This window comes from Flavobacterium soyae, from assembly GCF_045348165.1.
Lineage (GTDB): Bacteria > Bacteroidota > Bacteroidia > Flavobacteriales > Flavobacteriaceae > Flavobacterium > Flavobacterium soyae.
The window spans coordinates 3,733,591-3,750,579 of the sequence record NZ_CP150845.1; the positions used below are offsets into that span (position 1 = coordinate 3,733,591).

At 33.3% G+C, this 16,989-nt stretch carries 12 protein-coding genes; 11 read left to right on the plus strand and 1 reads right to left on the minus strand.

Features of this window, described 5'->3' with window-relative positions; all coding sequences use genetic code 11:
- Window positions 1–169: 169 nt before the first annotated feature.
- The 9 genes from AABD74_RS15970 (at window position 170) to AABD74_RS16010 (ending at window position 13,224) form a co-directional block, all read left to right on the plus strand.
- Window positions 170–3,898 (plus strand): SusC/RagA family TonB-linked outer membrane protein, encoded by a 3,729-nt coding sequence (locus tag AABD74_RS15970; RefSeq protein ID WP_406843540.1) that lies wholly within the window; start codon window positions 170–172, stop codon window positions 3,896–3,898.
- Window positions 3,899–3,909: 11 nt separating this feature from the next.
- Complete coding sequence (locus tag AABD74_RS15975; protein ID WP_232678291.1) at window positions 3,910–5,385, plus strand: RagB/SusD family nutrient uptake outer membrane protein; 1,476 nt, start codon at window positions 3,910–3,912, stop codon at window positions 5,383–5,385.
- 19 nt (window positions 5,386–5,404) lie between these two features.
- Complete coding sequence (locus AABD74_RS15980) at window positions 5,405–6,265, plus strand: substrate import-associated zinc metallohydrolase lipoprotein (protein ID WP_406843541.1); 861 nt, start codon at window positions 5,405–5,407, stop codon at window positions 6,263–6,265.
- Between the two features lie 10 nt (window positions 6,266–6,275).
- Window positions 6,276–7,622, plus strand: coding sequence for a DUF4302 domain-containing protein (locus AABD74_RS15985; protein ID WP_406843542.1), 1,347 nt, complete (start codon window positions 6,276–6,278; stop codon window positions 7,620–7,622).
- Between the two features lie 84 nt (window positions 7,623–7,706).
- Window positions 7,707–7,979, plus strand: a complete 273-nt coding sequence (locus AABD74_RS15990; protein WP_406843543.1) for a hypothetical protein — start codon at window positions 7,707–7,709, stop codon at window positions 7,977–7,979.
- A 165-nt stretch (window positions 7,980–8,144) separates the two neighbouring features.
- Entirely contained in the window at window positions 8,145–8,891 is a 747-nt protein-coding gene (gene fabG / locus AABD74_RS15995) for a 3-oxoacyl-[acyl-carrier-protein] reductase (RefSeq protein ID WP_232678282.1), read from the plus strand.
- 126 nt (window positions 8,892–9,017) lie between these two features.
- Complete coding sequence (locus tag AABD74_RS16000) at window positions 9,018–11,045, plus strand: hypothetical protein (RefSeq protein ID WP_406843544.1); 2,028 nt, start codon at window positions 9,018–9,020, stop codon at window positions 11,043–11,045.
- Between the two features lie 242 nt (window positions 11,046–11,287).
- Complete coding sequence (locus tag AABD74_RS16005) at window positions 11,288–12,184, plus strand: LysR family transcriptional regulator (protein ID WP_406843545.1); 897 nt, start codon at window positions 11,288–11,290, stop codon at window positions 12,182–12,184.
- A 74-nt stretch (window positions 12,185–12,258) separates the two neighbouring features.
- A complete protein-coding gene (locus AABD74_RS16010; protein WP_406843546.1) occupies window positions 12,259–13,224 on the plus strand; it encodes a YeiH family protein in 966 nt (321 codons plus the stop codon).
- Between the two features lies 1 nt (window position 13,225).
- Here AABD74_RS16010 and AABD74_RS16015 read toward each other — a convergent pair whose 3' ends face one another.
- Window positions 13,226–14,026 (minus strand): hypothetical protein, encoded by an 801-nt coding sequence (locus AABD74_RS16015; protein WP_232678275.1) that lies wholly within the window; start codon window positions 14,024–14,026, stop codon window positions 13,226–13,228.
- A gap of 324 nt (window positions 14,027–14,350) precedes the next feature.
- Between AABD74_RS16015 and AABD74_RS16020 the strand changes: the two genes are divergently transcribed.
- Window positions 14,351–15,349, plus strand: a complete 999-nt coding sequence (locus AABD74_RS16020) for a zinc dependent phospholipase C family protein (RefSeq protein WP_232678273.1) — start codon at window positions 14,351–14,353, stop codon at window positions 15,347–15,349.
- Between the two features lie 384 nt (window positions 15,350–15,733).
- Window positions 15,734–16,819, plus strand: coding sequence for an IS110 family transposase (locus tag AABD74_RS16025; protein ID WP_406843547.1), 1,086 nt, complete (start codon window positions 15,734–15,736; stop codon window positions 16,817–16,819).
- The last annotated feature ends 170 nt before the right edge of the window (window positions 16,820–16,989 follow it).

A 16,989-nucleotide genomic window follows, 5' to 3' on the forward strand; every position in this document is an offset into this window, starting at 1 on the left:
CTCAACCAGAAATAATTAAATGCCTATGTAAAAAGAATACCATAAAAAAAGTGCCGAAATGCTGTAACATTATCGACACTTCATTAAATCGAATTTCTCTCTGTAAAGAGTAATTCATACGTTTCTTAAAATACACTCGAATCAGTATTAATCAAAACAAATCAAAATTATGAAAAAACCAGTTGTTAAACAACGATTACTCCATAGAATCATGAAAATAACACTATTTCAGTTTGTCTTAGCACTTGTGTTTTCAAGCTTTGCAGTGGCAAATAATGTAAATGGGCAAAAAAAATTAGATACCAAAGTTACAATTACAGTTGAAAATTTGACTCTTGATAATGCTTTGTCTAAAATTGAAAAGTCTGCACATGTAAAGTTTTCGTATAACTCAAGACTTCCTCAATTGAGTAATAAAGTGAGTATAGAAGCCAATCAGGAAACGCTTTCTAGTATATTAAGCAGAATCCTGGTTCCATTTAATATTACATTTTCTGAAGTAAGCAATCAGATTATTTTGCAAAAAACTGCCAGTGCAGTCCCTTTTGCAAATACAGATAACCATGATTCACTTTTTGAAGTATTAACTGCAGGTCCAATTATCAAGGGTAAAGTTACAGACCAGTCAGGAAGCCCGCTTCCGGGTGCTACAGTTATGGCAAAAGGAACTAAAATAGCTGTATTAACAGATTTTGATGGTAATTTTACTATCGAAATGCCTGCAAATTCAACTGGACTTATCATTTCTTACGTAGGTATGGATACGAAAGAAATTGGTATTGAAAACACTACGCCAACCGTAGTGCTTACTGAAGTAGGACAAAACTTAAAAGAAGTTGTAGTTACAACAGGTTACGAAAAAACATCTAAAAGAACCTTTACGGGAGCGATCAGCAAAATTTCCGGAGCCGAATTAAAAGTAGACGGTGTTGTTGATGTAAGCAGAATGATCGAAGGTAAAGCAGCCGGGGTTACGGTACAAAACGTAACGGGAACATTTGGTACAGCTCCAAAAATTACAGTTCGTGGATCATCTTCAATTTTTGGAGATACAAAACCATTATGGGTTATTGATGGTGTGGTTCAGGAAGATATCATCAATATGTCATTTGCAGATTTAGCATCTGGAAACTCAGAAACATTATTAAGTTCATCTGTAGCAGGTTTAAACGCAAACGATATTCAAAGTATTGAGATTCTTAAAGATGCATCGGCAACTTCTATTTACGGTTCAAGATCGTTAAACGGAGTTGTGGTTGTAACAACAAAACAAGGACGCAGAGATGCTCCGTTAAAAATTACTTACGGTTTAGAGCAAACTGTTAGAGCGGTACCAAACTACAGCCAGTATGATATTTTAAATTCTCAGGAATCTATGAGTATTTTAAAAGAAATGGAACAAAAAGGATATTTAGATTTACCTTCAACAGTAAATGGAAGATATGGCGGCGCTTACAACATTTTAGGAAGAGCAATCAATACTTATGTGCCTGAAACAGGAGGATATTTAGTAAACAATGATCCGGTAAGCCGTAATAATTTCTTAAAAAAATACGAATTAGCAAATACAGACTGGTTCAACGTTTTGTTTAGACCATCTATTACTCAAAATCACTCTTTAAGTTTTTCTGGCGGAGGAAAAAATAACACATTCTACGCATCTTTAGGATATTATACAGATCCGGGATGGACAATTGCCGATGATGTAAAACAAATTTCAAGTAACATTAAAGGAACATTTTATGTAAACGATAAATTGAATATTACATTATCTACATTGGCATCTATTCGTGATCAGGGAGCTCCTGGAAGTTACGAAAGTGAAAAAGATGTAGTTTTTGGAAAAGTAACCCGTGATTTTGATATTAACCCATTTAATTATGTTTTAAATACAAGCAGAACATTACGTCCTTATGATGATAATGGTAACTTAGAATACTACAGAAACAACTGGGCTAAGATGAATATCATCAACGAGCTTGCAAACAATTACATGGAAATCGAAGTAAAAGATATCCGTTTCCAGTTAGATCTTGATTATAAAATTACACCGCATTTAACGTATAATCTAACAGGTTCTGCACGTTACGCAAATACAAGCCGTGAACATAAAATTTTAGAAAACTCGAATGTAGTTGGTGCTTATAAAGCCGGAACTCCAGACGGAGAAGATGGTGTAAACACACTTGTAAGAGATGAGAATATATTCTTATACCAAGATCCTAATGATTTAACAGCACCAAAAGTTTCTGTTTTACCAAATGGAGGTTTCTTAAGAAAATTTACAAACGACATGACATCTTATAACCTGAGAAATAGTGTTAATTATAGAAATGTATTTAGCGATAAACATGAAGTAGAAGGTTTATTTGGAACAGAGATGAGAGTTGTAGACAGAACAAGCGATCAATTTACAGCTGCTGGTTTACAATATGACAAAGGTTTAACAGCCTTTACAGACCCAAGAATCATCGAAAAAATCATCAATGGAGGAGATTCTTATTATGGATTTAATGAAGAAAAAGAAAGAACAGTTGGTTTCTTCGGAAAAATAGGATATACATATGATCGTCGCTATACAGCTTCTGTAACAGGACGTTATGATGGTTCAAACAGACAAGGAAACAGCGATTCATCAAGATGGTTACCAACATACACTTTTAGCGGGAAATGGAATGTTGCCGAAGAAAGTTTTATGAAAAATGTTGAGTCAGTAAACACATTGGCGCTTAGAGCTTCTTACGGTTTAACTGCAACTGCTGGACCGGCAACAAACTCTTTGGCAATTTACAAAAGTTATATTACAGACCGTTTTAATCTTGATGACAGAGAATCTGGAATTAGAATTGACGAACTGCAAAACAGTGATTTAACTTGGGAGAAACAATTTGAAACCAACATTGGACTTGATCTTGGAATGTTCAATAACAGAGTACAGTTAACAACAGATGTTTACCGTCGTAAAGCATTTGACTTAGTTGATTATGTAATTACTTCAGGAATTGGAGGACAAAGAATCAGACAAGGAAACAATGCCGATATGGAAACTAAAGGTTTAGAGGTTGGTATTACAACTAAAAACTTTGATAACAAAGATTTTAAATGGTCTACAACACTTAACTTTTCTGTATACCACCAGGAAATTACGAAGTTAGAAAACACACCAACTGCATTTGATTTAATTGATGCAAACGGAGGAAACACAGTTGGACACCCAAGAAATTCATTGTATTCTTACCAATTTACAGGTTTAAACAATCAAGGTCTTCCAACGTTTATTTTACAAGACGGAGCGGAAAATAATATTACAGATGCTAACTTTCAGGATAATTTAGATGTTACGAAATATCTTAAATATGAAGGATCGATAGAACCAAACAAATCTATAGGTTTAGCAAACACATTTACGTATAAAAACTGGTCATTGTATGTGTTTTTTGTTGGGTCAGGAGGAAACAAAGTTCGTTTAAACCCTGTATATGACAGTACTTATGATGATTTAACAGTATTTACAAAAGATTTTACAAACCGCTGGATTAACCCTGGAGATGAAAACTTTACAAACATTCCGGTTATTGCTGACAGACGTTTAAATGCTAATTATGGTGGAGAGCGTACACTTGCAAGAGCTTACAATACTTATAATTATTCAGATGCTCGTATTGCAGATGGTGATTTCATTCGTTTGAAAAACATTTCATTAAGCTGGGAATTCCCTAAAGATTTCAAGAAAAAATTGGGACTAAGTACTTTTACATTAAAAGGTTCTGCAGTTAATCCTTGGTTACTTTACTCTGATAAAAGATTAAACGGTCAGGATCCTGAGTTTCGTAATTCTGGAGGAGTTGCTTTACCGGTAACATCTCAATACACCTTTACTTTAAACCTTTCATTATAATAGTCAGAAACATGAAAAACTTAAAAATAGCTTTATCCCTATTAATACTTATAAGTATTACTAGCTGTGATGATTTCCTTTCGGAAAAACCAGATAACAGAACAGAAATTGACACACCCCAAAAAATATCAGAATTATTAGTCGAAGCCTATCCGCAAATGAGTTATTTTGATATAGCAGAAACAATGTCTGATAATGTTTTTGACAGCGGAATGGCAGAAACACTAAGAAAAAATGAGCAAAACTATAACTGGGAAATTCAAACAGAAACAACAGATATCGATACTCAGGCTTACTATTGGGATGCATGTTACAGAGCAATTGCCCATGCCAATAAAGCATTAGAAGCAATTGAAGACTTAGGAAGCCCGGCGAGTTTAAACCCGCAAAAAGGAGAAGCCTTAATAGCAAGAGCTTATTCTCATTTTATGCTGGTTTCACTTTGGTCAAAACGTTACAATCCTACTACAGCTTCAACAGATTTAGGGATTCCGTACGTTACAAAACCGGAAACAGAATTAGTAACAAAATACAAACGTAACACAGTAAGAGAAGTTTTTGACTTTATTGAAAAAGATATCGAAGATGGTTTAAAAATCGTAACAAACGATTACAAACAGCCAAAATTCCACTTCAATGTAAATGCATCAAAAGCTTTTGCCAGCAGATTTTATTTAATAAAAGGAGATTGGGACAGAGTACTTGAATTAACAAGCGATTTAGGTTCAAAACCAGTTGGTAAATTAAGAGATTTTGCATCTTATGATTTACTTAGTGCCGTTGATCAAAGATTAGCCTACGCAAGCAGTGATGCCGAAACAAATTTATTAATCGTTTCTGCAAATTCAATTGTAAGCAGATCCTACTATTCAAACCGTTTTTATCTTTCAGGAGCAAGATATCCGGATATTTTTGGTACAGCAACAAGTTTGTTTAATAAACCGTGGCTTTACAATTTTTATTCATCAAACAGCAGTATAACAGTATTTCTTCCTAAATTTTATGAATATTTCAAATATTCAAATGTAACAGCCGGAATTGGGGATCCGTATGTTGCAGAAGTTTTATTAAGCAATGATGAGTTTTTCTTAAACAGAATCGAAGCTCACGTAATGAAAGGAGAAATTGCACTGGCAAACGATGAGTTAGAATATTTTTTATCAACAAGAACTGTAGGATATCAGCCAACAGACAAATTAACAGAAGCAAAAGTTGTAGCAAAATATCCGGTAATTGCAGATGAGTACACACCGTTCTACACCATGACGCCAGTACAGACATCTTACATTAAAGCAATTGCAGAAACAAGACGCAGGGATTTTATACATGAAGGAATGAGATGGTTTGATGTAAAACGTTTTAACATCGTAGTTAACCACGAAACAACAAACAAACCGGTAAACACATTAGTAAAAGATGACAACCGCAGAGCAATACAAATTCCTTTGCATGCATCAAACACAGGTGTCGAATTAAATCCTAGATAATCTTTAAAATTAAAAACTTATGAAACTATTCAAATACAATAAAATTATCGTTATGGCCATGGTTTCGGCAGCTCTAATTTCATGCGGAAGCGAAGATCAGCCGGGAGAAAGCCAGTTAGACTATACACAGCCAGTAAAAACGGCCTTAGATAACTGGATTGCAACTACATATTTAAACCCTTTTAATATTAATGTACAATACAAATGGAACCAAAATACAGTAGATAACAGCCGTTATTTATTTCCGCCAACAATCGATAAAGTGCAGCCGGCACTTGAAATTGTTGAAGAAATATGGCTAAAAAGCTACTCGACAGTTGGCGGGGCAGATTTTGTTAAAAAAATTGCACCAAGAGAAATTGTTCTGGTTGGAGGAGTAAACTTAAACAGTGTAGGAACAAGAACCCTGGGTATAGCCGAAGGAGGACAGCGTGTTACATTATTTGAAACAGATTATATAGACAAGTCAGATCGTGCAAACGTATCAGAATTTATACACACCATTCAGCACGAGTACATCCATATTTTGAATCAAAACAAACCTTTTGACGAAAAAGCGTGGGCTGCAGTAACACCTGTAGGATATACGGCAGACTGGTATAATTATGATATTCCGGAATCAAACGAAATTGGATTTATTACATCTTATGCAAGATCAAATATTAATGAAGACTTTGCAGAAACAGCTTCAATGATTTTAATTTTCACAAAAGCACAATACGAAGCATTTTTAGCTGGTATCCAAAGTCCGTTTGCATTACAGGCATTAAAAACAAAAGAAGCTCTTGTAGTAAAATATTTCAAAGAAGCATTCAACATGGATTTTTATGCTTTAAGAGATGAAGCTGAGAAAAACACAACCGCTGTAATAAACAACTAAAACAAGTATCATGAAAATAAAAAACATATATAAGTATTTATTTGCAGCTATTTTGATACTGCATTTATGCGCCTGTAACAATAATACAGATGCCGATCAATTATTTGACGAAACGCCTACAACACGTTTAAACAATCAAAAATCTGAACTTAATACTGCGCTGCTTTCATCACAATTTGGCTGGAAGGCGGTTTATTTTACAGATAATACAGTTTTAGGAGGATACACACACTTGTTTAAGTTTGCTCAGGACGGAACTGTAGAAATGGCTTCTGATTTTGATGCAGATACTGATGTATATAAAAGTGAATATGCAATACAGCTTGGAAGTACAGTAAGTTTAACCTTTACAACAAAAAACAGAATTCACCTTTTATCAGAATCAGATAATTATCCAGTTCCGGCATTAAGGGCCAAAGGATATTTAGGAGACTTTCAGTTTTTATATTACGGACAAGAAAACGGAGAAATCATTTTTAAAGCAAACAGAAACGGTACAGAAATACGTTTTGTAAAAGCAACGGCCGATGATTGGGCAAAACTGCCTCAGAATCTGGTAATGGAGCAAAACGTAATAGGAAGCGACGAAAGACCGCTTTTTAGATTACTGGAAACTACTGATGGTACGACAACGCACAAATTTGATTTTTCTTTTAGCGAAGTAACTCGTTTTGCTGAGTCAAATTCTATCGAAAGCGGATATTCTATCAGTTACAACATGGGAGTTGGGTACACACCAACCGGAATTGTTGTAAGCCCGGCTGTAGAAGTTGGCGGACAAAAATTATCAAATTTTGTGTATAATGATGCTGATGGAAGTTTTACAGCTACAGGAACTGGTGGAGTTAAGGCTGAAATTAAATATTCTAATAAACCTTTAATCATTACTGATGACTATAAAAATTTCTTAAATGGTCAACCGCAAATGGTTATAAGTTTTATTACTGCAAATCTTTATACAGCACCAACAACTTCTGCATACTTTAAAACGTTATTTGACAATGCAAATGCTACATTACCGGCAAATCAAAAAATAACTAGAATTCAAATTTATTTCAATTCAGCTTTTGGTAACTATATCCAATATCGTTTTGCAGGAGGAAAACCAAGTGTTTATCACAACTTTACAACAAGTGCAGATGATACAAACAAACGAATTATTCTGACTCATGATTCATGGGATGATGGATCAGCTTATATCCCGGCTCCGGCTTACTTAAAAGCACTTGATGATGAATTCTTCAATACGGCAGGACTTTACTTGAAAAAAGAAGCATTTAAAATTACGTTTTCAAACAACATTTATACGCTTACAAGTCCTACAACTAACTTTAGAATGACAACATATCAATTATAGTAATTTTTAGTTTTAATTTTTATTTTGGAGGAAGCAGCTCAATTTTTTTGAGCTGTTTTTTTTCTAACCAAATTCTAAAAAGCAATGAAAAAGTACCTTACACCAATAAATATTATTTTCTTTTTATGGGGTTTAATACTTCAGGCCGTATCATGGTTTTATCCGGATTATACAAGATATTATTTATGCTTGTCTATTATAGTAAGTATACCTTTTGCGATTGCAAGTTTTATAAAACAAAAGAAAAAAGATAAAATAGAAGGAACAAAAGAGTTTCAGGCATCTATTTATAGAATGCTGATTATGGCTGTGGTTCTTGGAATTATGTATTTTATAACATATCAAAATCATATATAAGAATTTAGTTTTGATTTTTATTTTGGAGGGAGCAGCTCATTTATTGAGCTGTTTTTTTATTTACAATAAAAAGAAAATTCTGAACCAAATTTTGTATTACAAATTTTATTAAACGCCCAAATACTCTATATTTGTATTTCAAAAAATAAAAACGAATACCTTAATATGAAATTACTAGAAGGAAAAGTAGCAATCATTACTGGCGCCAGCCGTGGAATTGGTAAAGGAATTGCAGAAGTTTTTGCTAAACACGGAGCAAACGTAGCATTTACATACAGTTCATCTGCTGCATCTGCAGAAGCTCTTGAAGCTGAGTTGAATAGTTTAGGAGTAAAAGCAAAAGGTTACCAATCTAACGCTGCCGATTTTAATGAAGCGCAGACTTTTGTTGATGCTGTTTTAGCAGATTTTGGAACAGTTGATATTTTAATTAACAACGCCGGAATCACAAAAGATAATTTACTTATGCGTATGTCTGAAGCTGATTTTGACCAGGTTATTGATGTTAACCTGAAATCAGTTTTCAATATGACAAAAGCAATTCAAAAAACTTTCTTAAAACAGCGTGCAGGTTCTATTATTAATATTAGTTCTGTAGTTGGAGTTTCAGGAAATGCCGGACAGACAAACTATGCTGCTTCAAAAGCCGGAGCAATTGGTTTTACAAAATCTGTAGCTTTAGAATTAGGTTCTCGTAATATTCGCTGTAACGCAATCGCACCAGGGTTTATCGAAACTGAAATGACAGCAAAATTATCTGAAGATATAGTAAAAGGATGGAGAGAAGGTATTCCGTTAAAACGTGGCGGAAGCCCTGAAGATGTAGCAAACGCTTGTCTTTTCTTAGCTTCAGATATGAGCAGTTATATTACCGGACAAGTCCTTAATGTTTGTGGAGGAATGCTTACTTAATAGTTTGCAGTGTTCAGTTTTAAGTATTCAGTAAATATAGTCTGATAATAATAAAGAGAACACATTTGTTATAATTCGATTTCTAATGCTGATCACTAAAAACTGATTACTGAATACTAAAAAAATATGACTACAAACACGATTTTATTATTATTACTTTCTTTAGTAATAGCGGGTGGTTTGTCGTACTTTCAATACTTTTATAAAGCCAAAAACAAATCAAATCTGATTTGGTTTTTGGCTTTTTTACGTTTTTTGGCTATTTTCGGATTATTGGTTTTATTGATAAACCCGATAATTTCTAAAAATTCGCTCGAAATAACTAAAACACCATTAGCCATTGCAGTCGATAATTCGAGTTCGATAACAGCTTTAAAATCAGATAAAAAAGCAGTCGAATTATATCAAAAGCTAATTTCAAATCCAGCTTTAAAAGAAAAATTCGATATTCAGTCATATCAGTTTGACGATGAATTTAAAACCTCAGATAAATTTGATTTCAAAGGAAAACAAACCAATTTAGAGGAAGTTGCCAAGAATTTAAAAAGCATCAACAAAAACCTGACTTTCCCAACGGTTATAATTACCGACGGAAATCAAACTACAGGAAACGACTACGTATATAGATTCGATCCTGCCAATAAAGTTTATCCTTTGGTTGTAGGAGATACAACCACGTTTTTTGATTTAAAAATAAATCAGCTTAACGTAAACAAATACGCATTCCACAAAAATAAATTTCCCGTTGAAGTTTTTTTGCAATATGCCGGAGACAAAGCCACAACTGCCGATTTTTCAATTTCGCAGGGAAATTCAGTTGTAGCAAAAGAGAAAGTTTCTTTTTCTCCATCAAAAAAAACAGCCGCTTTAAATCTGCTTTTACCTGCAGATAAAGTAGGGCTGCAGATTTTTAGAGCCAATATTTCTTCAAACGCAAAAGAGAAAAACAGCTACAATAATATCAAGAATTTTGCTGTAGAAATAATCGATCAAAAATCTACAATTGCAATAGTTTCGGCAATAAATCACCCGGATATTGCAGCCTTAAAACGTTCAATAGAAGTTAACGCACAGCGTAAAGTAATCTTGGTTAAACCAAATGATATTAATCAGTTACAAGAAGCTTCAGTTTTGGTTTTATATCAGCCGACTTATGCTTTCAAACCAATTTTTGACAACAATAAAGCTGCCGGAAGAAATACGTTTATTATAACCGGAAACAGCACCGATTTTAATTTTCTAAACCAGCAGCAAAACAATTTAATCTTCAAAATGAGCGGACAAGTTGAAGATTATTTATCAGAATTTCAATCGCAGTTTAATTTATTTGCAATCGATAATATTGGTTTTGAAAACTTCCCGCCATTGCAAAACGCATTCGGAACAATTTCAACAAACGGAAATGTTTCTGTTTTACTTTCTTCAAAAATTAGAAACGTTTCTACCAATGCGCCTTTATTGGCTTTCGCCGAAAATCAAGGAAAACGAACTGCTTTTCTTTTAGGAGAAAACAGCTGGAAATGGCGTTTGCAAAGTCATATCGACAATCAGTCATTTGAAAAGTACGATGTTTTTGTAGATAAGATAATTCAGTTTTTGGCAACATCAACTTCAAAAAAATCATTGGTTGTAACACATGAAAGTTTTTATAATTCAGGAGAAGAAATTGTAATCAACGCGCAATATTTCAATAAAAACTATGAGTTTGACGAAAAAGCAAGACTAACAATCACAGTTACAAATGCCGAAACCAAACAAGCTAAAAACTATGATTTATTAAAAGGAAATAATTCATTCTCTGTAAACTTAGAAGGATTAACAGCCGGAAAATATAATTTCACCGTAAAAGAATTAAACTCAAATACATCGTATTCAAGTCATTTTGAAATCTTAGATTTTGATATCGAAAAGCAATTTGTAAATCCTGATGTTTTAAAACTGAAACAATTGGCGTTACAAACCAACGGAAAAGCTTTCTTTGAAAATCAAGCAGAAGATCTGATAAATACACTTTTAGAAAACAAAGAATACAAATCAATCGAGAAAAACGTGTCAACCAAAACTCCAATAATTGACTGGGTTTGGTTATTGATTTTAATTGCGGCTTTATTAACGGCGGAATGGTTTGTTAGGAAATATAATGGGCTTTTGTAGATTTTATACATTATTATATAAAGTCCCTACGGGACAAAATTGTGTTTGAAACGCTGGTTTTGCTACCGATATTTAATCTCTACGAGATTTTGCCGTTTAATTTTTTTTGTTAGATAAACTCCGTTAGGAGTTTTAGGTCGGTAGAAAAAATATGATCCATCAAATAAATTTGTCCCGTAGGGACTATACTAAATTTAATTCGTGTAAATTAGTGAAATTAGTGTTTCACATTAAATAACAATATGGATTTCAGGCTAAAAGTTTTCTACACCGTTGCGCTCCGCCTTAATTTTACTAAAGCGGCTACCGAATTGTATATTACACAGCCGGCAGTTTCGAAACATATTCAGGAACTCGAAGAAACCTACAAAACAAAACTTTTTGAACGAAACGGTTCTAAAATCGCTTTAACTCCAGCCGGAGAAATTCTGCTTAAACATACTAAAGAAATCTTCGAAATTTACCGCGAAATCGATTTTGAAATGAGTTCCTTTATCAGCGAACGTCAGGGATTATTGAGACTAGGAGCAAGTACCACAATTTCTCAATATATAATTTCTCCTGTTTTGGCACGTTTCCACCAAAAACAAAAAGACATAAAAGTCAATTTGTTAAACGGAAATACAGAACAAATTGAAAATGCTTTAATTAATAAGGAAATTGAAATTGGAATTGTCGAAGGACAATCAAAAAATCAATCCATAAAATACATTCCGTTTTTAAAAGACGAGCTGGTTTTAGTCTGCAACAGCAATAATCCATTTGTAAAGCAAAACGAAATTTCGGTAAACGATTTAAAATCAATGAAATTCATAACCCGCGAACGCGGATCAGGAACACTTGAAGTTATAGAATTTGCACTTAAAAATGTCGGTTTAAAATTCTCTGACTTACAAATCGAAATGCAGTTAGGAAGTACAGAAAGTATAAAATCATATTTATTAAATTCAGATTGTTTTGCATTTATGTCCATTCATGCAGTAAATAAAGAATTGAAAAACAAAGAATTAATTGTTTTAGATGTGGAAAAACTAGCAATAGAAAGACATTTTTATATTATTACTTTATTAGGAAAATCAGATCCTTTGTCAGAATTGTTTATTCAGAATATTGCCAATCATTATAACTTGAAGTTATAGTCGATCGTATTTTACGATTGGCGAATTCCATTTAATCGACGGAACTTTGCAGAGTAAATATCAATTACTCTATTTTGAAAACGAAACAACATTCCGCATCTCAATTATTTGAAATAAATCACTTCTTGCAACAGTTAATTTTTGCTGTGGTAATTTTACTGTGTTTGTTTTCGATAATTTCTCCACCAATTGCATTATTACTTGGCGTTATCATAGTGAATGTATTCGGGAATCCATTTGTAGAATTTAATAGCAAAGCCATAACTTTTTTATTGCAGTTTTCAGTAGTCGGTTTAGGCTTCGGAATGAACGCATCAAATGCATTTTCGGCAGGAAAAGAAGGATTTGTATTAACTATATTTTCGATTTTCAGCACCTTAATATTTGGTTTTTTATTGGGAAAATGGCTTAAAACAGAGAAAAAAACATCACATTTAATTTCATGCGGAACTGCAATTTGCGGCGGAAGTGCCATCGCAGCAATTTCTCCCGTAATAAAATCAAATGAAAGCCAGACATCAATCGCTTTAGGAGTAATATTTATACTAAATTCAATTGCGTTGTTTGTTTTCCCATTTATTGGACATCAGCTTGATTTGTCTCAAAAAGATTTTGGATTATGGTGCGCTATTGCCATTCACGATACAAGTTCTGTAGTTGGCGCAGCAAATAAATACGGGGCCGAAGCTTTGCAAATCGCAACAACCGTAAAACTGGCCAGAGCTTTATGGATTATTCCAATTTCACTTTTAACAGCCGTTATTTTCAAAAATAAAAACTCAAAAATAAAGATTCCTTATTTTATTGGTTTGTTCGTTTTAGCAATGCTTATTAATTCTTACGTTCCGCAAGTATCGATTGTTGCACTGCATATTGTAAATCTGGCTAAAATTGGTTTAACCATTACATTGTTTTTAATTGGAGCAGCTTTAAATGTAAATACTTTAAAATCAGTAGGAGTAAAGCCTTTGCTTCAGGGAGTTTTTCTATGGGTATTTATTGCAGGTTTAAGTTTAGCGTCAATTGTTTTTCTAAGCTAGATTATTTCACATTAGAAAACTTTACAACGGGCTTACCAATCAATTTATATGATTTTCCCTTAAAAGAAAAACGTCTTTCAATTTCAAAATTAAATGATTTTTTAGTTTTTGCCATTGCAGCAATTTCCTCTGGAGGCGTAACTTCAAACTCGTCATCAGCTTTTGCAGCTTTACTGAATGATCCGCCGGTTTTAATAATAATATCTCTAAAATGTTTTTTAGTACCATCATCTATAACCGTATAAGAACCTGACCATTTTACACTTGAAACATTGGTTAACTGGTAATTATTAGCTTCGAGAATAGGCTGGTATTTACCATCAAAACCAGCGACAATATAAAAATAACCTTCAAAAGGACCGCCGGCACCGCCATTTACATGCAATAATGTAAATGCAAATTGATCTTCACCAATTTGTATAAGTTTTGGTGTTGGGCATTGTGCAAAAGCTCCAAAAGCAGCAACTGCAGGCTGAAAAGATCGCATTTCCCAAGCATTGCCATTCTTAGCAAATTTTGCCAAACCTAACAAACCGCCAGAAAAACGTCCGGTTTGTAAACCATCTGCATCGTAATAAGAATGATTAAAAGCTAAAATTTTGAATTGGTTCCCTTTCGAATCAGAATAATCAATATTGGCAAGAAGTCTTGTCGCCACACCTTCACTATAAGGGAATAATTGATCACCTTCAACACCATTAACATCAATAAAAGGCAAAGGTTTACAAGTTTTACAATTCCAGCTTATAAAAGTATTGTGGTCAGAAAGTTTGTATAATTTTCCGGGAAACAACTTTTGCATCGTTTTTACTGCATCGAGCGGATCTTGTATTTTTAGAACCCGTTTAGGATTTAAAATAGTATCGTTAATGTTTTTTAACTCTATGTCAGCCTCCTGTGCTAAACAAACAGAACTAAAAAAGAGTATAAAAAATAAATGTAAATGGCGCATATTTATAAAACTTAATTCTAAAACAAACTTACAAAGAAAAATAATTAAGGGTTAAACTAATATTACTTATATGGTTCAAAAATTCCAAAAAATAAAATTAACATAATCTTGAAAGGTAATCTTTTAAATTATCTGCAAATAAGGTAAATTTGCATTTCAAATAACAAAAACAAAATGAAAAACTTCAAAATGAGACCAAAATTAATTGCCTTATTTGCATTAGTTATTGGTTTTTTTACTTTATCATGGGGAATTGTAGGGCATGAAAGAATTAATAAAGCAGCTGTAATGGCTTTGCCACAGCAACTTCAGGTTTTCTTTTACAACCACATTGATTTTATTACTCAGGAAGCTTCTGTTCCGGATATTCGTAAGTATGCTTTAAATTACAAAGATGAAAATCCAAGACATTATTTCGATATGGAAAACTTTGGTTCTGCTGACAGTATTCCGCAGACAATGGAAGCCGCAAAGAAAAAATACGACGCTAAATTTCTAAATGATAACGGAATTTTACCTTGGTATATTGAAGATATGATGGTGAAATTAACCAAAGCTTTTAAAGATAAAAACAGAGCAGAAATTTTATTTCTTGCTGCAGATTTAGGTCATTATATTGGTGATGCGCATATGCCATTACATACTTCTGCAAACCATGACGGACAATTGAGCGACCAAAAAGGGATTCATTCTCTTTGGGAAAGCAGACTTCCTGAATTATTTGCTAAAAATTATAAATTAAATGTTCCTCAGGCACAATATTATACAGATGTTCATAAAGCAATCTGGGATATGATAAATGATACTCACAGTTTAGCGCAGCCATTATTAGACATCGATAAAAAATTAAGAACTTCAACTCCTGAGAATCAGGTTTTTAAAATGGATGTAGATGGAAAAGTGATAAAAAGCAAATACAATACTCCAATTTTCTCTGATGAATATGCAAAGAAACTAAATGATCAGCTAAACGGAATGGTGGAAAACCAAATGAAAAAAGCCATTACTGCAACTGCAAGTTTTTGGTACACAGCATGGGTAAATGCCGGAAAACCAGATCTAAGCGATTTAGATTCACCAGAGGTTACACAAAGAAATAACCAGGCTTTAAAAGATGATTTGAAATTGTTTCAAAAAGGAGATTTATTTGGAATGAAGAATCAGAATGATTAAATAAGAGAGTTTCCAGTCTCGGTTTTCAGTTTTCAGATTTGAAAATTATATTTTAAAAAGCCTTAAATTCATTTAGAATTTGAGGCTTTTTCTTTGTGAACCCTGCGTAAACCTTTGCGTTCTCCTATGTTTGTCAAGTTAATTTACGATGAGTGATCGTTATGTTTAAATTTGCAATAATTAAGTGAAAAGGAATGAGAGTCCATTGGCGCCTAAATAGTTCAAGAAACATATTCTCGCAAAGAAATTACCTCATTCTTTTTTATCTTTTAGAGTCTGAACAGAATGTAAGGAATTATGCAATGCTTAATATCCAGAATATCCAATCAGGAGAAAAGACGAGGGAAGATTCATCACTTTATAATTAAATTTAAAAAGACAAAGATGAGTAAAGCAGTAAAACAAGTAGCAGGAATTGATGTAGCCCAAAAAGAATTAGTGGTTACCTTAGGTCGTCTTTTAGATGATTTTACTATAGAATTATTTGCCTACAGGATATTTAGGAATAACGATTTAGGCTTTAAGTCGCTGGTTGAATGGACAAATTCACTCACTGACAATCAAATCCCTGTTCGATATGTAATGGAAGCCACAGGTGTGTATCATCAGAAATTTGCCTATTATTTATCTGACAATAACCATGAAGCAAGTATTGTGCTGCCTAATAAAATCAGCAATTATATGCGGACTTTGGAGTTAAAAACTATTACAGATAAAAGCTGCTCACAAGCAATAGCCCAATTTGGGTTAGAGAGAAAATTGGATATTTGGAGCAGGCCAAAAGCTGTTTATAGGGAATTGCAGCAGCTAACCCGCGAAAGAGATCAAATAGTACAGGAAAGAAGCATTATTAAAAATCAAATGCATGCCGAAAATGCAGAAGCGGAGCCAAATCAAAAAAGTATGCAGCGAATGCAGTCAAGAATAGGATTTTTAAATTCACAGGAAAAGGAAATCAAAGAAGACATTGCAGGTCTAATAGCTGCAGATCTTAACTTAAAGCAGACCATCGATAAAATCACTTCAATACCTGGAGTTGGAGAATTGACCGCAGTGATTGTTTTGGCAGAAACAAATGGATTTGAACTCATTAGGAATAAATCACAATTAACAAGTTATGCAGGACTTGATGTAAAGGAGAAGCAATCAGGAACCTCAATAAAAGGAAAGCCCAGAATATCAAAAAAGGGAAATCGAAATTTAAGAAAAGCCATGCATCTTCCAGCATTAACTGCAGTAAAATGGGACGATAACTTTAAAGATATATACGCACGACTGGCATCTAAGCATGGCATTAAAATGAAAGCATTGGTAAGCATTCAAAGAAAAATACTAGAACTTATCTATGTTTTATTCAAAAACCAAACTCTTTACAATAAAAACTATACAACAAAAAATAGCGTGAAAACACAAATGGCTTTACACGCTATAGAGACTAGCTCAAAGACTGTCTTGAAAAAACAAAACTAATAAAAATTAAGATTTTAATTTGGAAATCAACACAGAATCTTTGCGGTTAATCAAGTTTTGGAATTAAATTTTGACTCAGATTATAGATTGTAGATTTAGATTGTGTAGACGCACTGCTGTGCGTCTCTACGATTAATTGATGTCGATCAATTCATGTCAATATATTTTAT

What these genes read in the sequence shown, in the direction of transcription:
- AABD74_RS15970 (WP_406843540.1), top strand. Translation starts at nt 170, where the DNA reads ATGAAAAAACCAGTTGTTAAACAACGATTACTCCATAGAATCATGAAA.
- AABD74_RS15975 (WP_232678291.1), top strand. Translation starts at nt 3,910, where the DNA reads ATGAAAAACTTAAAAATAGCTTTATCCCTATTAATACTTATAAGTATT.
- AABD74_RS15980 (WP_406843541.1), top strand. Translation starts at nt 5,405, where the DNA reads ATGAAACTATTCAAATACAATAAAATTATCGTTATGGCCATGGTTTCG.
- AABD74_RS15985 (WP_406843542.1), top strand. Translation starts at nt 6,276, where the DNA reads ATGAAAATAAAAAACATATATAAGTATTTATTTGCAGCTATTTTGATA.
- AABD74_RS15990 (WP_406843543.1), top strand. Translation starts at nt 7,707, where the DNA reads ATGAAAAAGTACCTTACACCAATAAATATTATTTTCTTTTTATGGGGT.
- fabG (WP_232678282.1), top strand. Translation starts at nt 8,145, where the DNA reads ATGAAATTACTAGAAGGAAAAGTAGCAATCATTACTGGCGCCAGCCGT.
- AABD74_RS16000 (WP_406843544.1), top strand. Translation starts at nt 9,018, where the DNA reads ATGACTACAAACACGATTTTATTATTATTACTTTCTTTAGTAATAGCG.
- AABD74_RS16005 (WP_406843545.1), top strand. Translation starts at nt 11,288, where the DNA reads ATGGATTTCAGGCTAAAAGTTTTCTACACCGTTGCGCTCCGCCTTAAT.
- AABD74_RS16015 (WP_232678275.1), bottom strand. Translation starts at nt 14,026, where the DNA reads ATGCAAAAGTTGTTTCCCGGAAAATTATACAAACTTTCTGACCACAAT.
- AABD74_RS16020 (WP_232678273.1), top strand. Translation starts at nt 14,351, where the DNA reads ATGAAAAACTTCAAAATGAGACCAAAATTAATTGCCTTATTTGCATTA.
- AABD74_RS16025 (WP_406843547.1), top strand. Translation starts at nt 15,734, where the DNA reads ATGAGTAAAGCAGTAAAACAAGTAGCAGGAATTGATGTAGCCCAAAAA.